Origin of the sequence: Aeromonas sp. FDAARGOS 1404, assembly GCF_019047085.1 — a bacterium.
GTDB classification, from domain to species: Bacteria; Pseudomonadota; Gammaproteobacteria; order Enterobacterales; family Aeromonadaceae; genus Aeromonas; species Aeromonas veronii.
Map to the genome: position 1 here is coordinate 4,145,351 of NZ_CP077237.1, position 19,210 is coordinate 4,164,560.

Annotated in this window: 16 protein-coding genes; 5 read left to right on the forward strand and 11 right to left on the reverse strand. The window is 60.5% G+C overall.

Features of this window, described 5'->3' with window-relative positions; genetic code table 11:
• Positions 1-136 precede the first annotated feature (136 nt).
• The 7 genes from I6L34_RS19330 to I6L34_RS19360 form a co-directional block, all read right to left on the reverse strand.
• Entirely contained in the window at positions 137-883 is a 747-nt protein-coding gene (locus tag I6L34_RS19330) for an ABC transporter substrate-binding protein (RefSeq protein WP_216955185.1), read from the reverse strand.
• 130 nt (positions 884-1,013) lie between these two features.
• On the reverse strand, positions 1,014-1,760 hold the full coding sequence (locus tag I6L34_RS19335) for an ABC transporter substrate-binding protein (RefSeq protein ID WP_076494799.1): 747 nt from the start codon (positions 1,758-1,760) through the stop codon (positions 1,014-1,016).
• A gap of 71 nt (positions 1,761-1,831) precedes the next feature.
• Positions 1,832-2,350, reverse strand: coding sequence for a GDYXXLXY domain-containing protein (locus I6L34_RS19340; protein WP_216955186.1), 519 nt, complete (start codon positions 2,348-2,350; stop codon positions 1,832-1,834).
• On the reverse strand, positions 2,347-3,351 hold the full coding sequence (locus I6L34_RS19345; protein WP_216955187.1) for a DUF4401 domain-containing protein: 1,005 nt from the start codon (positions 3,349-3,351) through the stop codon (positions 2,347-2,349). The genes I6L34_RS19340 and I6L34_RS19345 overlap by 4 nt, the downstream gene beginning before the upstream one ends.
• Positions 3,344-4,282, reverse strand: a complete 939-nt coding sequence (locus I6L34_RS19350; protein ID WP_216955188.1) for a DUF2157 domain-containing protein — start codon at positions 4,280-4,282, stop codon at positions 3,344-3,346. Before I6L34_RS19350 ends, I6L34_RS19345 begins: the two co-directional genes overlap by 8 nt.
• 164 nt (positions 4,283-4,446) lie before the next feature.
• Entirely contained in the window at positions 4,447-5,004 is a 558-nt protein-coding gene (locus I6L34_RS19355) for a TMEM165/GDT1 family protein (protein ID WP_005346773.1), read from the reverse strand.
• Between the two features lie 259 nt (positions 5,005-5,263).
• The gene (locus I6L34_RS19360) at positions 5,264-5,593 is read right to left on the reverse strand and encodes a translation initiation factor (protein WP_216955189.1); all 330 of its coding nucleotides are present in this window, start codon (positions 5,591-5,593) and stop codon (positions 5,264-5,266) included.
• Positions 5,594-5,712: 119 nt separating this feature from the next.
• Here I6L34_RS19360 and I6L34_RS19365 point away from each other — a divergent pair, with 119 nt between their 5' ends.
• The 3 genes from I6L34_RS19365 (at position 5,713) to I6L34_RS19375 (ending at position 8,577) form a co-directional block, all read left to right on the forward strand.
• A complete protein-coding gene (locus tag I6L34_RS19365; protein WP_005337384.1) occupies positions 5,713-5,940 on the forward strand; it encodes a FeoA family protein in 228 nt (75 codons plus the stop codon).
• Between the two features lie 130 nt (positions 5,941-6,070).
• Positions 6,071-8,341 (forward strand): Fe(2+) transporter permease subunit FeoB, encoded by a 2,271-nt coding sequence (feoB, locus tag I6L34_RS19370; RefSeq protein ID WP_075115593.1) that lies wholly within the window; start codon positions 6,071-6,073, stop codon positions 8,339-8,341.
• Positions 8,338-8,577, forward strand: a complete 240-nt coding sequence (locus I6L34_RS19375; RefSeq protein WP_005346763.1) for a FeoC-like transcriptional regulator — start codon at positions 8,338-8,340, stop codon at positions 8,575-8,577. The genes feoB and I6L34_RS19375 overlap by 4 nt, the downstream gene beginning before the upstream one ends.
• Before the next feature lie 94 nt (positions 8,578-8,671).
• On the opposite strand, the gene I6L34_RS19380 is transcribed toward I6L34_RS19375, so the two are convergent.
• Together I6L34_RS19380 and I6L34_RS19385 are read right to left on the reverse strand one after the other, a co-directional pair.
• Positions 8,672-9,322 carry a DUF2913 family protein gene (locus I6L34_RS19380; protein ID WP_075115594.1) on the reverse strand — a complete coding sequence of 217 codons (651 nt, stop codon included), beginning with the start codon at positions 9,320-9,322 and terminating at the stop codon, positions 8,672-8,674.
• A gap of 98 nt (positions 9,323-9,420) precedes the next feature.
• Positions 9,421-10,716, reverse strand: coding sequence for a DEAD/DEAH box helicase (locus I6L34_RS19385; protein WP_005337380.1), 1,296 nt, complete (start codon positions 10,714-10,716; stop codon positions 9,421-9,423).
• Between the two features lie 287 nt (positions 10,717-11,003).
• Between I6L34_RS19385 and I6L34_RS19390 the strand changes: the two genes are divergently transcribed.
• Positions 11,004-11,582, forward strand: coding sequence for an O-methyltransferase (locus tag I6L34_RS19390; protein WP_075115595.1), 579 nt, complete (start codon positions 11,004-11,006; stop codon positions 11,580-11,582).
• A gap of 75 nt (positions 11,583-11,657) precedes the next feature.
• On the opposite strand, the gene I6L34_RS19395 is transcribed toward I6L34_RS19390, so the two are convergent.
• Both I6L34_RS19395 and gltB read right to left on the reverse strand, forming a co-directional pair.
• Positions 11,658-13,073 carry an FAD-dependent oxidoreductase gene (locus I6L34_RS19395; protein ID WP_216955190.1) on the reverse strand — a complete coding sequence of 472 codons (1,416 nt, stop codon included), beginning with the start codon at positions 13,071-13,073 and terminating at the stop codon, positions 11,658-11,660.
• Positions 13,074-13,085: 12 nt separating this feature from the next.
• Complete coding sequence (gene gltB / locus I6L34_RS19400) at positions 13,086-17,543, reverse strand: glutamate synthase large subunit (protein ID WP_058059332.1); 4,458 nt, start codon at positions 17,541-17,543, stop codon at positions 13,086-13,088.
• A gap of 611 nt (positions 17,544-18,154) precedes the next feature.
• Here gltB and I6L34_RS19405 point away from each other — a divergent pair.
• Positions 18,155-19,084 carry a TIGR01212 family radical SAM protein gene (locus tag I6L34_RS19405; RefSeq protein ID WP_058059333.1) on the forward strand — a complete coding sequence of 310 codons (930 nt, stop codon included), beginning with the start codon at positions 18,155-18,157 and terminating at the stop codon, positions 19,082-19,084.
• Positions 19,085-19,210: the final 126 nt, after the last annotated feature.

Genomic DNA, 19,210 nt, shown 5'->3' on the forward strand with positions numbered 1-19,210 from the left:
TGCCATCCTGATCAAGGGAATATCTGCTCAAGTGTGACCAAGCTGGCCGATTTCGCCAAGGCGACGGAGCATGTTTGGCAAAAAAGCGCGAGGGGCGGCCGCCATCTTGCGCCCTATGTCGGCGGCGATCAGGGCGTTAGCGCAGCGGCAGGTATTTGGCTTGCAGGGCCGAGTAATCTGCCGAGGCGACGACCTGGGTCAGCGCCTGCTGAAAGAGGGCGACCTCGCTGTCGGGCACCTGACGGCTGAAGGCGTAGCAGAGCGGTCTGGCATCCAGCACGAAGGCGACATGAAAGTCATCCGGTTTGAAGCCGAGCTGCTGCAGAGTTTGATAGCCCGCCAGCTTGTTGGTCGCAAACAGATCGGCGCGACCTGAGGTGAGCATCTTGGCCGCCTGGGTGAGGCGGTTGGCCAGCATCAGCTGGTGTTCATCGATACCGCGTTCGAGCAGCAGCTGTTTGGAGACGGTGGAGCGCACCACGCCGACCTTGTAGCGGCTGATCTCGGCCACGGAGCCTAGGGTGATGTTGTCCGTTTTGCGCCCCAGCAGCACAAATTCAGAGTGATCGATGGGGCAGGCCCACTTGAAAAGCGCCTCCCGCTGCGGGGTGCGTGCGGTGGCAAACAGCACCACATTGGGTTTTTGTTGCAGCAGGTTGTAGCCCCGGGCCCAGGGCAGAATGCGGATTGGCTGGGGCGATACGCCGCGCGCTTTCCAGATAAGCTGCATCAGCTCCACCGACAATCCGGTCGGCATCCCTTGCTGGTCGCTGAAATTAAACGGGGGAGAGATTTCGCTCAGATACTCGAGCTTGCCCGGATCGGCTTGCGCGAAGGTGGCCCACAAGAGCAGTAGCAGATGAGGTAGGTGCCATGTCCGCACGGGAAAGATCCTTCGCAATCAACTATGTAGCACAGTTTGACTGCTTGTGGCGGGAATAGCTAGCCACCTCTATTGCATCTTTCATCAATAAAATGGGCAGCGAACTGCTGCCCATCGGGTGAGTGAGTGCTCAGCGCACCGGCAGGTATTTGGCCTGCAATTTGCGAAACTCTTCCGAGGCGAGAGCGCGGGTCAGGCCCTGCTGAAAGAGGGTGATCTCGCTGTCGGGCACCTGACGGCTGAAGGCGTAGCAGAGCTGCTCGGCGCTCAGCACCATGGCTACATTGAAGTCGTCGCTGCTCAGCTTCAGTTCGCGGATGGCGTCATATCCCGCCAGCTTGCTGGTGGCGAGCAGGTCGGCGCGGCCGGAGAGCAGCATCTTCAACCCCTGCGACAGGCGGTTGGCCGGGATGATGTTGTTGTCATCCATGCCGTTGTTGAGCAGCAGCTGCTCGGCGGCGTCCGAGCGCACCGCGCTGATCTTGTACTGGCTCATCTGTTCGAAGGCGGTCAGGGTGATGTTCTGCGCTTTGCGGCCGAGCAGTATGTACTCTGAGTAGCCGATGGGGCAGACCCACTTGAAGAGATCCTCCCGCGCCTGGGTGCGGGCGGTGGAGAAGAGCACCACGTTGGGCTTCTGGGTTAGCAAGTAATAACCTCGTGCCCAGGGCAGGATGCGCACCGGCTGGGGTGTCACGCCGCTGTGTTGCCAGATCATCTGTAGCAGATCGACCGCAAGGCCGGTGGGCTGGCCTTGCGGATCGCTGAAGTTGTAGGGGGGGTACTCTTCGGTGAGGTACTCGAGCTTGCCCAGATCAGCCCGTGCCGTCGAGGCCCAGCAGAGCAGCAACAGATGACAGATCAGCCATATCCTCATTGGGAACATCCTTAGCGATCAACCTTCCCTTGAGTGTGACCATGAACAGAGTAAATAGCCACTCACTGCCATTACCAGCGGGCGCGGATCTGCCCGATGGGCTGGTAGGCCTCATCCCGCAGCCCCACCAGCAGGGTCTTGCCATCTGCTTGCAACCGGAACTCGCCGTAGCGGGCCATTTCGTACTGCTCCCCCGTGCCCTCTTCAAAGAAGTAGGCATCGGGGCCAATCTGCCACTGCCGCTCGCTCTGGTGCACCTGCAATAGCCGCTCATCGCTGGCGAGCCGATCCGGTTTGCTATCGGCCACCAGAGTGGCCACCTGATGGGCATCGAGGCGGATCACCAGGGTGTCGCTGCCCTTGTTTTGAGTCGCACGGGCGTCGCGGCTGGTCAGCTCGCGGGCAATCTCGTAGTTCAGCCGCATGTAATCCCCCTGCATCAGGGAGCGGGGATCGACCGGAGCGAGTCGCAGCAGCACCACTTCGCCGCTGCTCATGGCGTGCTCATAGCGCCAGACGGTGGCATTGATGCCCGCCAGGATGGCGAGGCCGCTCAGCAACAGGGCGAGTTGTCGGGTGACGGGGTTCATGAATCGCTCCTTGCCGCGAAGGTGTTGAGCAGTTGGCGGGCACCCAGCAGCAGGATGCCGGAGCCCAGCAGCAGCCAGGATTTGGTCATCAGGGGGAGCCCCAGATCGTAGTAATAGAGCGAGCCATAACCGAGCAGCAGCAGGGCCGAGAGGGTCATCAGCCCCAGACTGCCAGCATAAAAGCCGAGGATCAGCACCAGTGCGCCTGCCCCCATGCCGGGAATGATGGCGCTGATCAGCACCAGCGGCAGGCCAAACAGCAGGGGGAGCTTGAGCTTCACCATCACCGCCAGCAGCAGGGCGGCGCAGAGCAGGGGATTGAGCCAGAGCGGCAGGCGGGACAGCCCTAGCTCGTCCAGCACGCTGCTGCCACCATCCCAGAGCGGGTGGTGCAGACGGCCCAGCACCAGCAGCGAGAGGGCCAGCCCCAACGTGATGGAGTGGTAGAGCTGGTGGCGCTCTGGATCCCTATCTGCCCGCAGCCAGCAGAAGGTGATGGCCGCCATCACCAGCGGCAGGGCCAGCAGTTGCAACCCGAGGCAGGCGAGACCAAGGGTGAGCAGCAGGGCCGCCGCCACGCTGTGAAACAGCCGCACCAGCCAGTGATCGAACAGCACGGCGATGACAAGGGACAGCAGGCACAACCCAAACCAGAGCAGGGCGTGATGAAGATCAAGCTGATCGAGCAGGCCATAGAGCAGCCATGCATCGGCCGCCAGGGTGAGGGCCAGCACGAACTGATCCCAGAGATCACCGCTTTGGCTGCGATTGAGGGCGTAGGCCCCCGCCAGCAGCACGGTCCCGAGCAGCAGGGCACTGTTGGCCTCGCGGGTCAGCTGCTCGAAGGTGAGAAACAGGAAAAAGAGCAGGAACAGGGCGGCAATCCAGCCCACCAATCCCAGCAGAAAGCGGCTCGACCAGTGGGGTTGGGTATCACGGGGCATCTCCCCTTCCACCAGATTGGCCTGTTGCAGCGTTTGCCAAAGGGTCAGATCACTCATGGGACCTCCGTTGTTGTTGCAGCCAGCGGGCGGCGGTGACAGAAAGGCCGATGGCAATCAGGCTCAGCAGCAAGAAGCCGTTGATGTCGGGCTCCATCCACTTGCCCAGCGCCGCGAGGATGACGGCAATCAGGCTGAGGCACCCCATGGCGAGTCCGGCGATAAATCTGTGATGCCAAAGGGCATAGGCCGCAGCGAGCCAGCCAAGCCAGAGCGGCCACACCAGCGGGGAAGCTGCATCAAACAGCGCCAGCAGGGTGAGCAGGGTGGCCCCCAGACCGGCAGCCAGACCCGCCAGCCAGCTTGGCATCAGGCGCCAGCGGGCCGGTGCCAGCAGAAGCAGACCCCATAGGGCGGCGTTGAGCAGGGTAAGGCACCAGCCCAATCCCTCTTCATCGAAGGTAAAGAAAAACGTGAACAAACCGAGCCGCCAGTAGAGCACCAGCGCCAGCTGGCCGAGCAGCCAGCTTAAGGTCCAGAGCAGGGGGCTTTGGCCAAATACCGCCAGCGGCACCAGCATCAGCGCCCAGGTGGCGAACAGCTGCCAGGGATCGGCGCCGGTCTGGTAGGTTTGACCCACCAGCGCCAGCAGGGCGCCGGTATTGAGGGCGATGGCGAGCAGCAGCGCCTGACGGGGGGTATCCCCCAGCGGTTTGCGCCACAGCAGAAGCAGCATGGCGAGCAGCGGTGCCTCCAGCAGGGCGAGGCGGGAGACCCGGCCCAGCTCTTGCCAGTTGAAGGCGACGAAGAAAATAAGGCCAGCCCCGATACAGAGGGCTCCGAGCCAGAGCAGCAGCCGGTCAAACAGCCACTGCCAGCGCGCCGGATGGGGGGGAAGATCGGCGAGGGTCAGGGCGTCCGCCAGCTTCTCTGGCACCAGCCGTCCTTGTTTGACCCATTCGAGAAGCGTCTCTCTTGATACGTTGTGCATGGGGGGACTCCGCGAGGTTTGCCCCATTATGGCATGAGGCACCCGCAACCGTGCACTGCCCCTTGGCTCTGCGGCTGGTGGTTGCGACAGCGGATTACGCAATAGACACAGCAGTAAACAAAAAAGCCCTCCGAGGTGGAGGGCTTGGTCAGCGGAAAAGGCGATCAGGCAAAGATCAGGGTGCTCACCCCGAGGCCGACGAAGAGGATGGCGCAGGCGATGCGGATCCCCTTGAGCGGCAGCTTGTCTGCCCCCAGCTTGCCGATCAGCACCACAGGCACGTTGGCCAGCATCATGCCGAGGGTGGTCCCGGTAATGACCTGCACCAGCGAGTCATACTTGGCGGCCAGCAGCACGGTGGCGATCTGGGTCTTGTCGCCGATCTCGGCAATAAAGAAGAGCACGAAGGTGGCCATAAAGGGGCCGTATTTATCCAGCGGGCTCTCCTCGTCATCCATCTTGTCCGGCACCAAAATCCAGATAGCCATGGCGATAAAGGCGATGGCGACCAGCCAGGTCATTATCTTGGGATCGAGCCAGCGGCTGATGAACTCACCAATCCAGGCAGCGCCCGCATGGTTGAGCAGGGTAGCCGCCAGCATGCCGGCGATGATGGGCCAGGGCTTGCGAAAACGGCAGATGAGCAGCAACGCCAACAGCTGGGTTTTATCGCCGATTTCGGCAATGGCGACGCTGAGGGTTGAGGTTAACAAGGCTTCCATAAAAATGACCGGGGGACGGAATTGTTATAAACCAAAGACAAGCCTGCGCCATCCGTCCCCGGTATTGGCACTGGCCCGTCAAAGGTCTTGTCAAATCCATGGCTGGCATGGATCACCCTGACCATGGTGATTTGGCACCAAGTATGTTGATCAGGGTCGCAAACCGGTATTCATGCAATGGATGGCGCCGGCGTGCGAGACTACTCCCCCTCGATGGGAGCGGGCATTCTAGGGAAAAACCGCATGAGTGACAAGGGGATCAGCCACCCACCAGCTTGACGCTGAAACCGGCTTTCTCCAACTCGGTTTTGATCAGGTCCCGTTTATCCCCCTGGATCTCGATCACTCCCTCCTTGATACCGCCTCCGGTGCTGCACTTTTTCTTGAGCAGGGTGGCCAGGGATTTTTGCTGATCGGCGGGTACGCCATGAATGGTGATCACACCGGCACCCTTGCGCCCCTTGGTCTCGCGGCGAATGCGCACGGTGCCGTCGGTGGGGAAGGGGGAGGCGGATTGGGGAGCGCTCTGCTCCTTGATCATGCCGCCATCTGTGCTGTAAACGAGGCGGCTGTTGTTGTCGTGACTCATGGCAATACTTTATGGGTTAGCTAAGCGGAGTTTGATTTTACTCAAATAAAAGTTGAAGACACAGCTTATAATGCCCCAAGTAAAAGCGAATTATTATTGTTTAACTTCAGGAGTCAGTCATGGTACTCACGCAGTTGTCACCGGGACAGAGTGCTCGCATCAAGAATATGAATCAGCTCGCCCGGCCGCTGCGCCGCAAACTGATGGTGATGGGCCTGTTGCCCCAGACTGAAGTCATCTATCTGCGCTCCGCCCCCCTGGGGGACCCGCTCCAGATCCAGTGCCAGGGGATCTGTCTCTCCATGCAAAAGAGTCTGGCCCAGCAAATAGAAGTCGAGCCGGTATAACCCCCCTGCTCGGCTGCCGCTCCCGTTTAGAAACGTCACCGGGAGCGGTTCAGAGACAAGAAGTCGAACCTGCAAAGCGGCTTGCCACACGCACGCGGCGGGTTCAGAAGAAAATAGAGGTAGAGCTGGTATGAATTATTCCCTGGTAACGGTAGGTAACCCCAATAGCGGCAAGACCTCCCTGTTCAACGCCCTGACCGGCGCCCGCCAGCAGGTAGGCAACTGGAGTGGTGTCACCGTCGACAAGAAGATGGGTGAGTTCAGCGCGGGTGAACATCACTTCAAGCTGATGGATCTGCCCGGCATCTATAGCCTGGCCAGTCAGGATGGCAGTCTGGACGAGCAGATCGCCAGCCGCTTTGCCCAGGGCCAACAACCCGACCTGCTGCTCAACGTCATCGACGCCGCCAATCTGGAGCGCTCCCTCTACCTCACGCTGCAACTGCGCGAACTGGGCCTGCCCATGGTGGTGGTGCTCAACAAGCTGGATATCCTGCAAAAGCGCCGCATCGTCATCGACGAGAGCAAGCTCGGCAAATCCCTCGGTTGCCCGGTGGTGGCCCTCTCTGCCCACAACAGCAAGCAGGTTGCCGCCTTCAAGCAGCAGATCCGCCAGTTTATCGGTCAGCCGCAAGCGGCCTTGCAGCTCGATTACGGCCACGCGCTTGAAACCGATCTGGCGGAGCTGGAGACCCTGCTCGCCCCGCATCACCTCACTACCCGTGGCCGCGCCCTGCGCCTGCTGGAAGAGGATGCGGTGATGCAGGAGACCCTGCTGCCCGGTCAGCAGGCGGCCGCAGCCAATGTAGTGGCTCGCGCCCATCAGGGACAGGATATCGACCTGCAACTGGCGGATATTCGCTACGGCCATATCCACCAGTGGGTACAACAGGCTCGTCAGCAGAAGGGCAAGCTCACCGAGGCCCAGAGCGAGTGGCTGGATCGGGTGCTACTCAATCGCTGGATTGGCATCCCCTTCTTCCTGTTTGTCATGTACCTGATGTTCCTGTTTGCCATCAACGTTGGCAGCGCCTTTATCGACTTCTTCGACATCATGGGCGGCGCCCTGTTTGTCGATGGGGTGCACCACCTGCTGGGGCTGGTCAATGCCCCCGAGTGGCTGGGCGCCATTCTGGCTGATGGCTTTGGTGTCGGCTTGCAGACCGTGGCCACCTTTATTCCGGTGATTGGCTGTCTCTATCTCTTCCTCGCGGTGCTGGAGAGCTCCGGCTATCTGGCCCGTGCCGCCTTCGTGGTGGATGCCCTGATGCGCCGCCTCGGCCTGCCGGGCAAGGCGTTCGTGCCGATGCTGATGGGCTTTGGCTGTACCGTCCCCTCGGTGATGGCGACCCGTACCCTCAACTCCGAGCGGGAGCGGCTGATGACCTCCGCCATGGCTCCCTTCATGTCGTGCGGTGCCCGTCTGCCGGTTTACGCCCTGTTTGCGGTGGCTTTCTTCCCCGAGTCAGGTCAGAACCTGGTGTTCGGTCTCTACCTCATCGGCATTGTGGTGGCGGTGCTCACCGGCCTGTTGCTGCGCAGCACCCTGCTGCCGGGCAAGAGCGACTCCATGCTGATGGAGATGCCGGATTACGAGTGGCCGCGTCCGGTCAACGTTGCCATCAAGACCTGGCAGAAGCTCAAATCCTTCGTCTTTGGCGCAGGTAAAACCATCGTGCTGGTGGTTGCCGTGCTGAGCGTGCTTAACTCCTTGGGTACCGATGGCAGCTTCGGCCATCAGGAGCAGGAGAGCTCGGTCCTGAGCAAGATAAGCCAGGCGGTGACCCCGGTGCTGCACCCCATCGGTGTACGCGATGACAACTGGCAGGCCACGGTCGGTATCGTCACCGGTATCTTCGCCAAAGAGGCGGTGGTCGGTACCCTCAACAGCCTCTACGCTGGTGGTGGCGATGCAGAGGAGGAGAGCGAGTTCTCGCTGGTGGCCAGCTTCCACGAGGCAATCGATGCCGTGGCGGCCAATCTGGCGGAGATCAACCCGAGCGACCCCATGGGGCTTGATGTTGGCAACCTCGACGACCAGAAAGCTGCCGCCGAGGCGCAGGAGGTAGATGTCTCCACCTACGGCAATATGCAGACCCACTTCGACGGGGCTGCCGGTGCCTTTGCCTACCTATTGTTCGTGCTGCTCTACATGCCTTGCGCCGCCGCCATGGGCGCGCTGGTGCGGGAAACCGGTCGTCAGTGGGCGCTGATGACGGCGGTATGGTGCAACTATATGGCCTTTATGTGCGCGACCCTCTTCTATCAGGTGGCCACCTTTGCCGCTCATCCGGAGCAGAGCCTGTTCTGGATCGTCAGCTACGGCCTCTCTCTGGTACTGCTCTGGTGGGCCGGTCGCCGTCACGGTGACATCGTTGCCCGCAAGGTGGTGACCTTATGATCCTGCGCGAGCTGGGGGATTACCTCGCCGCGCAGCAGAAGGTGAGCCGGCGTGATCTGGCTCGCCACTTCCACACCTCGGAAGATGCGGTGGAGGCCATGCTCGGCGTCTGGATGCGCAAGGGGCGGGTCATCAAGCGCGAGAGTCGGGTCTGTGGTGGCAGTTGCTGCGGCAAGAGCGAGGAGGTGATGTTCGAGTGGTGTGACGCGGGCCAGATTGGGTTCAAGATCCGCTAAACGACTACCCAACCTCATCACCAAACATCGAACAATAAAAAACGGCAGATCCTGCGCAAGGGTCTGCCGTTTTTATTGCAGCACACTGGCGGGATCAGGCGCTCTGGCGAGCCTCGCTCAGCAGTGCCAGCGCCGGTTGGGCGTTGTCCGGCATCAGCCGGTAGGCTTTGTGGTGTTTGACCAGGGTGGTTTTCTTGTTGCCCTGGCTCAGCAGCAGGCCGTGCTTGAAGGCCGCTTCGGCCAGCACCTTCTCGTCACCGCGCACATAGAGGGTGAGGGGTTTGACAAGCTCACCGTCCTCGATATGGCCTTCATATTCGCTATGGCTTACTACCAGACTCGGCTGACCGCCCGATTGCAGGCGCAGCTTGGCGTTCACCTCGCTCTCGGTCAGCACCAGCCAGCCTGCCGTTGCCAGCTCATCCAGCAGGGCTGCCAGCTTGGCCCCCAGTTGTTGCGGGTTGGTCATGGCGCACTGGTACTGGAAGGCGATGCGCTCCAGCAATCCCTTGAGATCGGCGCCCGCACCCAGAGTGCGGCCAAGCTGCACCCAAGCTTTCAAATCTTCCATCACCAGACGGGAGAAGCGCTTCTCCTTGAGGGAGTCGGCCATCCAGGTGCAGAGAAAGTGGCTCTCTTGGGCCGGAGTGCGCTTGCCCGCCTTTTGCTCGGCGGTGCGGGCCAGTTCGGCCAGGCTCTGGGTGGCCATCTCGAACAGGGCCTGATTGTAGGTCGGAGAGGTCATAAGCAATCCTTGGGTTGACCACCAGGGGCCAACACCGATGACAGAGATGGCAAAGGCGCCAGTGGCGCCTTTGCGGTTCAATAGAGCAACAGCCCGCCTTATTTCGGCTGACGGGGCTTCTTGGCGGCGGCCAGACGCTTGAGGCGCTGACCCTGCAGCTTGGCTTCGGCCATTACCTGGGCCACGGCGTTATCTTCACGCTGCGGGCGCTTGCCGAAGCGACGACGCTCTTGCAACTGTTTGATCAGCTCGTCACGGCTGCTCACCTCATAGCCAGGCACCATGATGCGACGGATCTTCTGGCCGATCAGGGCCTCGATCTCCAGCAGGGTACGCTCCTCTTCACGGCTGACGAAGGAGATGGCCATGCCGCGCTTGCCGGCGCGACCGGTACGACCGATGCGGTGCACATAATCTTCCGCCAGGAACGGCAGATCATAGTTGACCACGTATTCCAGATCCGGAATGTCCAGACCACGGGCGGCCACTTCGGTGGCGACCAGTACCCGTACCTTGCCTTCCATGAATTCGCGCAGGGCGCGGCGACGGTTGCCCTGGGCCTTCTCGCCATGGACCACGGCGGACTTGATGCCGTCGAGGTTCAGCTCCTCGACCAGCACATCACAGCTCTCGCGGGTACTGGCGAACACCAGCACCTGCTGCCAGTTCTGCTTGCCGATGAGCTCGGAGAGCAGCTCACGCTTGCGCTTCTGCTCGACCGGATAGACGGTGTGGCTGACGGTGTCGGCGGTGGAGTTCTGCTTGTTGACGCTGACGATCTGCGGGCGATCCAGCATCAGGTTGGCCAGCTTCTTCACCGCGTCGGAGAAGGTGGCGGAGAAGAGCAGGTTTTGACGGGTCTTGTTGACCGCTTGCAGGATCTTCTGCACATCGGCACTGAAGCCCATGTCGAGGATGCGATCCGCTTCATCCATCACCAGACACTCGACGCCGGAGAGGCTAAGGTTGCAGGCGGTGAGGTGCTCCAGCAGACGGCCCGGGGTGGCCACAATGATGTGAGCGCCCGCTTTGAGCTTCTTGGCCTGCACGTCCTGCTTGCCACCGCCGACGATGGTGATGGTGGTGATATCGAGATACTTGGCGAAGTCATTGATGTTGCTCGCCACCTGAGCCGCCAGCTCGCGGGTCGGGGTCAGGATCAGCACACGGGCGTTGGAAGGCTGGACCGGCGCCGGATTGTCTACCAGACGTTGCAAAATGGGCAGGGCGAAGGCGGCGGTCTTGCCGGTACCGGTCTGGGCGCTGGCCAGCACATCGCGGCCACGGCGAATGGCCGGGATCGCTTGCTGCTGCACAGGGGTCATCTCCTGATAACCGCAATCTGAGACAGCACGCAAAATCTCGGGGGCAAAATCGAACGATTCAAATCTCATAATGGGTTCCTGTGTTCCAGCTGGGCTGTGTTTGGCTTGGTTAGCTCGGCATGAGCGAGACGGAGGTTGTAACCACCGACGGCTGCGCCTGACATCAAGTCAGAGAGTGAGCCGGAAAATGGCGGGCGCGAAGTGTAACAGATAGACGTCACAAATTCTGCCTCAAATGGTTGTCCTTTTCTCATCCTTTGTGGTGTGAATGGCGGTTGAAAGCAATCATTTGACTCCCAAATGCCAAGCTTGGAGGTGTGGGCTAACGGTTTTGGGCAAGGACGAAAGGGATATCGATGGAACTGGAACAGTTAAAACGACAGCTGGAGCAGCTTGGCGAGCGCAATGACAGCATGCAGCAGGCACGCCACCGCAAGCTGCTCAATATCACCCGCGACACTGGGGAGTTGCTGTCAGTATTGGTGCAGACCCGTGGGGCGCAGGCGGTGCTGGAGATAGGCACCTCCAATGGTTACTCCACGCTCTGGCTGGCAGAAGCGGTGCGTCGGCTGGAGGGGCACGTGACCACCATTGAGCTGGATGAGGATAAGCGCGTGCTGGCCCATGACAACTTTCAGAGGGTAGGGCTGGCCCCCTGGGTAACCTTGCTGGCAGGGGATGCAGGCGAGCTGTTACCGACCTTGCCGCAAGCCGGCTATCAGCTCATCTTCCTCGATTCGGATCGTCAGCACTACCGGGCATGGTGGCCGCAGATCCGCCGCCTGCTGGCACCCCGTGGCCTGCTGGTGGTCGATAACGCCATCTCCCATCGCAGCGAGATGGTGGAGTGGATGAACGAGGTCGGGCAGGATCCGGCCTTTGCCACCTCGCTGGTGCCGGTCGGCAAGGGGGAGTGGCTGGTGGTGCGTTTGTAGGGGGTAGCTACAAAAAATCAGCCTCGCATTGGCGAGGCTGATTGTGAAAGCGCATCAGGGTCTTGGTCGGTCGGATCAGACCGCCAGATAGTCCATGATCCCTTCGGCCGCTTTGCGCCCTTCGTAGATGGCGGTCACCACCAGATCGGACCCACGCACCGCGTCGCCACCGGCGAACACCTTGGGATTGCTGGTCTGGAAGGCATATTCCGCCTGCTCGCGCGCCTTGATGCGATCCCGGTTATCGAGCTCGATGCCGAACTCCGCCATCCAGGGCTGGGGGTTGGGCTGGAAGCCAAACGCCATCACCACCGCATCGGCGGCAAGCACCTGCTCTGAGCCTTCGATGACCACCGGATTGCGGCGGCCATTGGCATCGGGTTCACCCAGCTCTGTGCTCACCACCTTGATGCCGACGGTGCGACCGCTGGCATCCAGCTCGACCGCTACCGGTTGCAGGTTGAACATGAACTCGACCCCCTCCTCGCGGGCGTTTTTCACCTCCCGCTTGGAGCCCGGCATGTTCTCCTCGTCGCGGCGATAGGCACAGATCACCTTGGCGGCTCCCTGACGGATAGCGGTACGTACACAGTCCATGGCGGTATCGCCGCCGCCCAGCACCACCACCTGCTTGCCGGCGAAGTCGATGTAGTCGGCTTGCTCCTTCTCAAAGCCCAGCAACCGGTTGGCGTTGGCGATGAGGTAGGGCAGGGCGTCATAGACGCCCGGCGCCTCTTCGTTGGCAAAGCCGCCCTTCATGTACTTGTAAGTGCCGACCCCGAGGAAGACCGCATCGAACTCGCCGAGCAGATCGGCGAAAGTGATGTCCTTGCCCACCTCGGTTTCGAGACGAAACTCCACGCCCATCCCCTGAAAGATCTCGCGGCGACGCTGCATCACCTCTTTTTCCAGCTTGAAGGAGGGGATGCCGAAGGTGAGCAGGCCACCGATCTCCGGATACTTGTCAAACACCACCGGGGTGACGCCATTGCGTGCCAGCACGTCGGCGCAGGCAAGACCCGCAGGGCCGGCGCCGATGACGGCAACCCGCTTGCCGGTCTTGACCACGTTCGAGAGATCGGGCTTCCAGCCCATCTCGAACGCCTTGTCGGTGATGTACTTTTCGATGTTGCCGATGGTCACCGCGCCGAAGCGATCGTTGAGGGTGCAGGAGCCCTCACAGAGGCGATCCTGCGGGCAAACCCGGCCACACACCTCCGGCAGGCTGTTGGTCTGGTGGGAGAGCTCCACCGCCTCCAGAATGCGCCCCTCTTTGGCCAGCTTCAGCCAGTTGGGGATGTAGTTGTGGACCGGACACTTCCACTCGCAGTAGGGGTTGCCGCACTCGAGGCAGCGATCCGCCTGCATCTGTACCTGCGGCTGATTGAAGGACTCGTAGATCTCCACAAACTGGATTTTGCGGATCTTGAGAGGCTTCTTGGGTGGGTCGACCCGCTGGACATCGATAAACTGAAATACGTTCTGGCTCATAGGGTTCCCTCCTTATTGCGCCTGGATTCTGAGTTCTGCACTGGAACGGCTGGTGTGACCCAGCAGCGATTTCACGTCGCTGGACTTGGGTTTGATCAGCCTGAACTTGGGCACATAGGAGTCGAAGTTGGCCAGGATCTCCTCGGCGCGCGAGCTGCCGGTCTCATTGAGGTGCGCCGTGATGATGCCGCGCAGGTGCTCCTGATGGATGGCGAGATCCGCCACGTCCAGCAGTTCCACCAGCTCGGGGTTAGTGCGCTTGGCGAAGTTGCCGCACTCGTCGAGCACGTAGGCAAAGCCGCCGGTCATGCCCGCCGCAAAGTTGACGCCGGTCTGACCCAGTACGGTGACGATGCCGCCGGTCATGTATTCACAACCGTTGTCGCCAATTCCCTCGACCACCGCCAGGGCGCCGGAGTTGCGCACCGCGAAACGCTCGCCGGCAGTGCCTGCGGCGTAGAGTTTGCCGCCGGTGGCGCCGTAGAGGCAGGTGTTGCCGATGATGGCCGCTTCATGGGATTTGAACGCTACGCCGACATGGGGCTTGATCACCAGCTTGCCGCCGGTCATCCCCTTGCCCACATAGTCGTTGGCGTCACCGGTGAGGATCATCTCGAGGCCACCTGCGTTCCAGACGCCGAAGCTCTGGCCTGCGGTGCCGTTGAAGTGCACCTTGACCGGATCCGCCGCCATTCCCTGATTGCCGTGACGTTTGACGATCTCGCCCGAGAGACGCGCCCCCACCGAGCGGTCGGTGTTGCGAATGTCGTAGCGGAACTCGCCGCCGCTTGAGGTTTCCACCGCTTCCAGCAGATCTTCCACCATTTTCAGGTTGAGCGGCCCCTTGTCGAAGGTGGGGTTGTGCTGCTGGCTGAACAGGCTGGATCCTGCCGGTGCTACCGGACGGGCCAGAATGCCAGAGAGATCCAGCTTGGCCTGACGGGCGGTGAGGCCGGGCAGGGCTTCCAGCAGATCGGTGCGGCCAATCAGGTCGGTCAGCTGGGTGACGCCGAGCTGAGCCATCAGCTCGCGGGTCTCTTCGGCGATGAACTTGAAGTAGTTCATCACCATCTCCGGCAGGCCGGTGAAGTGCTCGCGACGCAGCTTCTCATCCTGAGTGGCAACGCCGGTGGCGCAGTTGTTCAGGTGGCAAATACGCAGGTATTTGCAACCGAGCGCCACCATGGGGCCGGTGCCAAAGCCGAAGCTCTCGGCGCCGAGGATGGCCGCCTTGATGATGTCCAGACCAGTCTTGAGACCGCCATCCACCTGCAGCCGCACCTTGTGGCGCAGACCGTTGGCGACCAGCGCCTGCTGGGTCTCGGCCAGGCCCAGCTCCCACGGGGAGCCGGCATATTTGACCGAGGTGAGGGGGCTCGCGCCAGTGCCGCCGTCATAACCGGAGATGGTGATAAAGTCGGCATAGGCCTTGGCCACGCCGCAAGCGATGGTGCCCACACCGGGCTCTGAGACCAGTTTCACCGACACCAGACAGCTCGGGTTGATCTGCTTGATGTCGAAGATGAGCTGGGCCAGATCCTCGATGGAGTAGATGTCGTGGTGCGGCGGCGGCGAGATCAGGGTCACGCCGGGCACGGAATAACGCAGCTGGGCGATCTGTGCGGTGACCTTGTCGCCGGGCAGCTGGCCACCTTCGCCGGGCTTGGCACCCTGAGCCACCTTGATCTGCACCACATCGGCGTTCATCAGGTAGTGGGGGGTGACGCCAAAGCGGCCGGAAGCCACCTGCTTGATGCGGGAGTTTTTCTCGGTACCGAAACGCTTGGGATCTTCGCCACCTTCGCCGGAGTTGCTCTGACCGCCGAGGCGGTTCATGGCGACAGCCAGTGCCTCGTGGGCCTCAGGACCGAGGGCGCCGATGGACATGGCGGCGGAGTCGAAGCGGGGGAACAGCTTGTCGGCCGGCTCAACCTGATCCAGCGCGACCGGATTGTCGACTTTTTTCAGGGCAAGCAGATCGCGCAGGGTGGCAACCGGGCGCTCGTTCACCAGACGGGCATACTCCTTGTAATCGGCATAGTTGCCGGAGCGCACCGCGGTTTGCAGGGTCTGCACCACATCCGGGTTGTAGGTGTGGTACTCGCCGCCGTGGACAAACTTGAGCAGGCCGCCGTGGGGGAGGGGCTTGCGCACCAGCCAGGCCTGACGGGCCAGATTGTGCTGATCCTGCTGGATGTCGGCAAAATCGGCACCCTGAATACGGCTGGAAACGCCGCGGAAGCAGGTATCGACCACCGACTTGGCCAGGCCTACCGCTTCGAACAGCTGGGAGCAGCGGTAACTGGCGACCGTGCTGATGCCCATCTTGGACATCACCTTGTAGAGCCCCTTGTTGATGCCGTTGCGGTAGTTGACCATGGCCTGGCGCAGGGACATGGTGAGCACGCCCTCTTCAACCTGTTTGGCCAGGGTTTCGTAGGCGAGATAGGGGTAGATGGCGGTCGCGCCAAAGCCCAGCAGCACCGAGAAATGGTGCGGGTCGCGGCAGCTTGCGGTCTCCACCAGAATGTTGGCGTCGCAGCGCAGGTTGTTGTCCACCAGGGTGCGCTGCACTGCACCCACCGCCATGGCGGCCGGGATCGGCAGGGTGTCGGCGCTGATATCGCGATCAGACAGCACCAGCAGTACGGTGCCGCTCCTGGCGGCGGTTTTGGCCTCATCGCAGATGCGCACGATGGCCGCTTCCAGTCCCTCTTCGGGCTTGAAGTTGAGGCTGATCACCTGATGACGGTAGTACTCACCTTCCAGTGCCAGTAGCTGGTGGAAGTCGGAGTAGAGCAGGATCGGTGACTGAAACAGCACCCGGTGGGCGTGGCCGAAGGTTTCGTTGAAGACGTTCTGCTCGCGACCGATACAGGTGGCCAGTGACATCACGTGGTTCTCACGCAGTGGATCGATGGGAGGGTTGGTCACCTGTGCAAACATCTGGCGGAAGTAGTCATAGAGGGTACGCGGGCCGGAGGAGAGCACCGCCATCGGGGTATCATCCCCCATGGAGCCCACCGCCTCCTGACCATTTTCACCGAGCACCCGGATGATCTGATCCAGCTCCTCGAAGGAGTAGCCAAACAACTTCTGATAGGTTTTCAGCTGGTCGTCGGAGAACTCGCGGCTACCGGTCTGGCTGTCGTCCATCTGCTCGAAGGGGACCAGTCGGCGGCAATGTTTGTCCATCCACTGTTTGTAGGTGTGGCGGGTCTTGAGATCGTCATCGATCTCGAAGCTGGTCCACACCTTGCCGTTGCTGGTATCCACCACGAACAGCTCGCCAGGGCCGACCCGGCCCTTCTCCAGCACTTCGTCCGGGGTGTAGTCCCAGGTGCCGACCTCGGAGGCGAGGGTGATGAACTTGTCCTTGGTGATGACGTAGCGGGCCGGACGCAGACCGTTGCGATCAAGTGCGCAGGTGGCGTAGCGACCGTCGGTCATAACGATACCGGCCGGGCCGTCCCACGGCTCCATGTGCATGGAGTTGAAGTCGTAGAAGGCGCGCAGGTCGTCATCCATGTTCGGGTGCTTTTGCCATGCAGGCGGGATCAACAGGCGCATGGCGCGGAACAGGTCCATGCCACCGGCGAGGAAGAGATCCAGCATGTTGTCGAGACTGGAGGAATCCGACCCCGTGGTGTTGACGAAGGGGGCCGCTTCCTGCAAATCGGGAATGAGCGGCGTCGCAAACTTGTAACTGCGTGCCTTGGCCCACTGGCGGTTGCCGGCGATGGTGTTGATCTCGCCGTTGTGGGCCAGATAGCGGAACGGCTGGGCCAGCGGCCAGCGCGGGCTGGTGTTGGTGGAGAAACGCTGGTGGAAGACGCAGATGGCCGCCTGCATACGGATGTCGGCGAGATCCAGATAGAAGCGCGGCAAGTCCACCGGCATGCACAACCCTTTATAGACGGTGACCAGGTTGGAGAGGCTGACCACGTAGAAGTAGTCATCGTTGACGCGCTTTTCGATACGGCGACGCACGATATAGAGACGGCGCTCGAGATCCTTGTCGACCCAGCCGGGCGGGGCGTTGACAAAGACCTGTTCAATGCTGGGCAGGGAGGCTTTGGCGATGGTACCCAGTACGTTGGTATCGACGGGCACCTTGCGCCAGCCGACCAGACTCAGGGTCTCTTTTTCCAGCTCTTCGTCGATGATGTCGCGGGTCTGCTGGGCCAATACGGGGTCAGGGTTGAGAAACAGCATGCCGACCGCATAGTTGCGGCCAAGGTGCCATCCCTTCTCCTCGGCGACAGCTCTGAAGAAGCTGTCCGGTTTTTGCAGCAGCAGACCGCAACCATCGCCGGTCTTGCCATCGGCGGAGATCCCGCCGCGGTGCTGCATGCGAGCCAATGCTGACATCGCGAGACGGACAAGCTTGTGGCTGGCTTCCCCTTCCATGTGGGCCAACAGGCCGAAGCCACAGTTATCCCTCTCCAGCTTTGGATCATATAGTGACATTGCATTTCTCCCTTGCTCGGCCTTGTATCGCACAGTCATCACCTGACTGCATAAATTGCGATTGGCTCTTGTGGTTCCGTCTGCCTGACGTGGCGAATCTCCAAACTAATGGGATTTTCTGGCGAGGTCAATCGCAGGTCAGGTTTGTCTTCATGGTTACATTCGCATAACAAAATGTCGGGTTAGGGGGATTCGCTCGCAGTTATGAAGTATTTATTCTGTGTTGTTTGATTTTGTTGGTTAAATATATCGCCATTGACAGGCTCAATGGTGTGCTCGGCGACGATGGGCGAATGTAGTAATTTTACCAACCCGATGTGGCCGACAGCGGAAGGGATCACATTTTCAATATCCCATGCTTGCAATTGTGTGCTGTCGGGTCTCTTTGAATTTCTCATTGTTCAACAGTGGGTTATCAGGTCTCATTTTCATATGGATGTTTACTGTTTGAATCGTCAAAGAACTGTAAAAATCCTTTTTTTGCGCTTTTTCTCTATATTTATTCAAAATTGGTCGGGTATTTATATGTTTTACCCTCTCCGCTAGCTTGATCCAGCTCAGCCCCTGTTTTGCGCAAGCTCGTACAATGGCGCTCCTTTAGCGGAGGTGTCATGCAGTTACACGAACTCGTCAATACATTCGGTCAGGATCTCAAGCAACGTCATGGTCAGAAGATCCACAAACTCTCCATCCACGGGGCCTTCACCTGCCCGAACCGTGACGGCACCCTGGGTCGTGGTGGCTGCACCTTCTGCAATGTATCCTCTTTTGCCGACGAGTCGGCCCAACAACTCTCCGTGGTGCAACAACTGCTGGCTCGCCGGGACGAAGTCACCCGTGCCAAGCGCTATCTTGCCTATTTTCAGGCCTATACCAGCACCTATGCCGAGGTCGAATATCTGCAGCGGATGTATGAAGAGGCGCTGTCGGTGAGCGATATGGTGGGGCTCTGCGTGGGCACTCGCCCCGATTGCGTACCGGATGCGGTGCTGGATCTGTTGGCGGGCTATCAGGCCCGGGACTACGAGGTGTGGCTGGAGCTCGGGCTGCAAAGTGCCAATGACAAGACCCTGCAACGGATCAACCGCGGCCATGGTTATGCCGCCTATGAGGATGCGGTAAGACGTGCCCATCAGCGTGGCATCAAGGTATGTGCCCATCTGATCGTCGGCCTGCCTGGCGAAGTACCGATGGACAGCCTCGATACCCTGCATCGCATCGTTGAGACCGGTGTTGAGGGGATCAAGTTGCATCCGCTTCATGTGGTTGAAGGCAGTACTCTTGGCAAAGCGTGGCAGGCGGGGCGCCTTGAGGTATTGACGCTGGAGCAGTATGTGGAGGCGGCCGTTGCCATGATCCAGCACACGCCGCCCGAGGTGGTGTATCACCGGATTTCGGCATCCGCGCGCCGTCCAACCCTGTTGGCGCCAGCCTGGTGTGAAAATCGCTGGACGGCCATGGCGGACATTGCCAAAGCACTTTCATTGAGCGGCCCGCAAGGTCACGCGTTGGGCAGACCCTTCATACTCCCTGACCTATAATTGAGCGCCAGATTATTATTTTCACGTAAAACATAGGGTTATATAAAAAACTTCATACCCTAAACTATAGTTTTGGTACGTGCCGGTTGATATAGTGGTGCGCCATAATAAATGTCATTATCAATT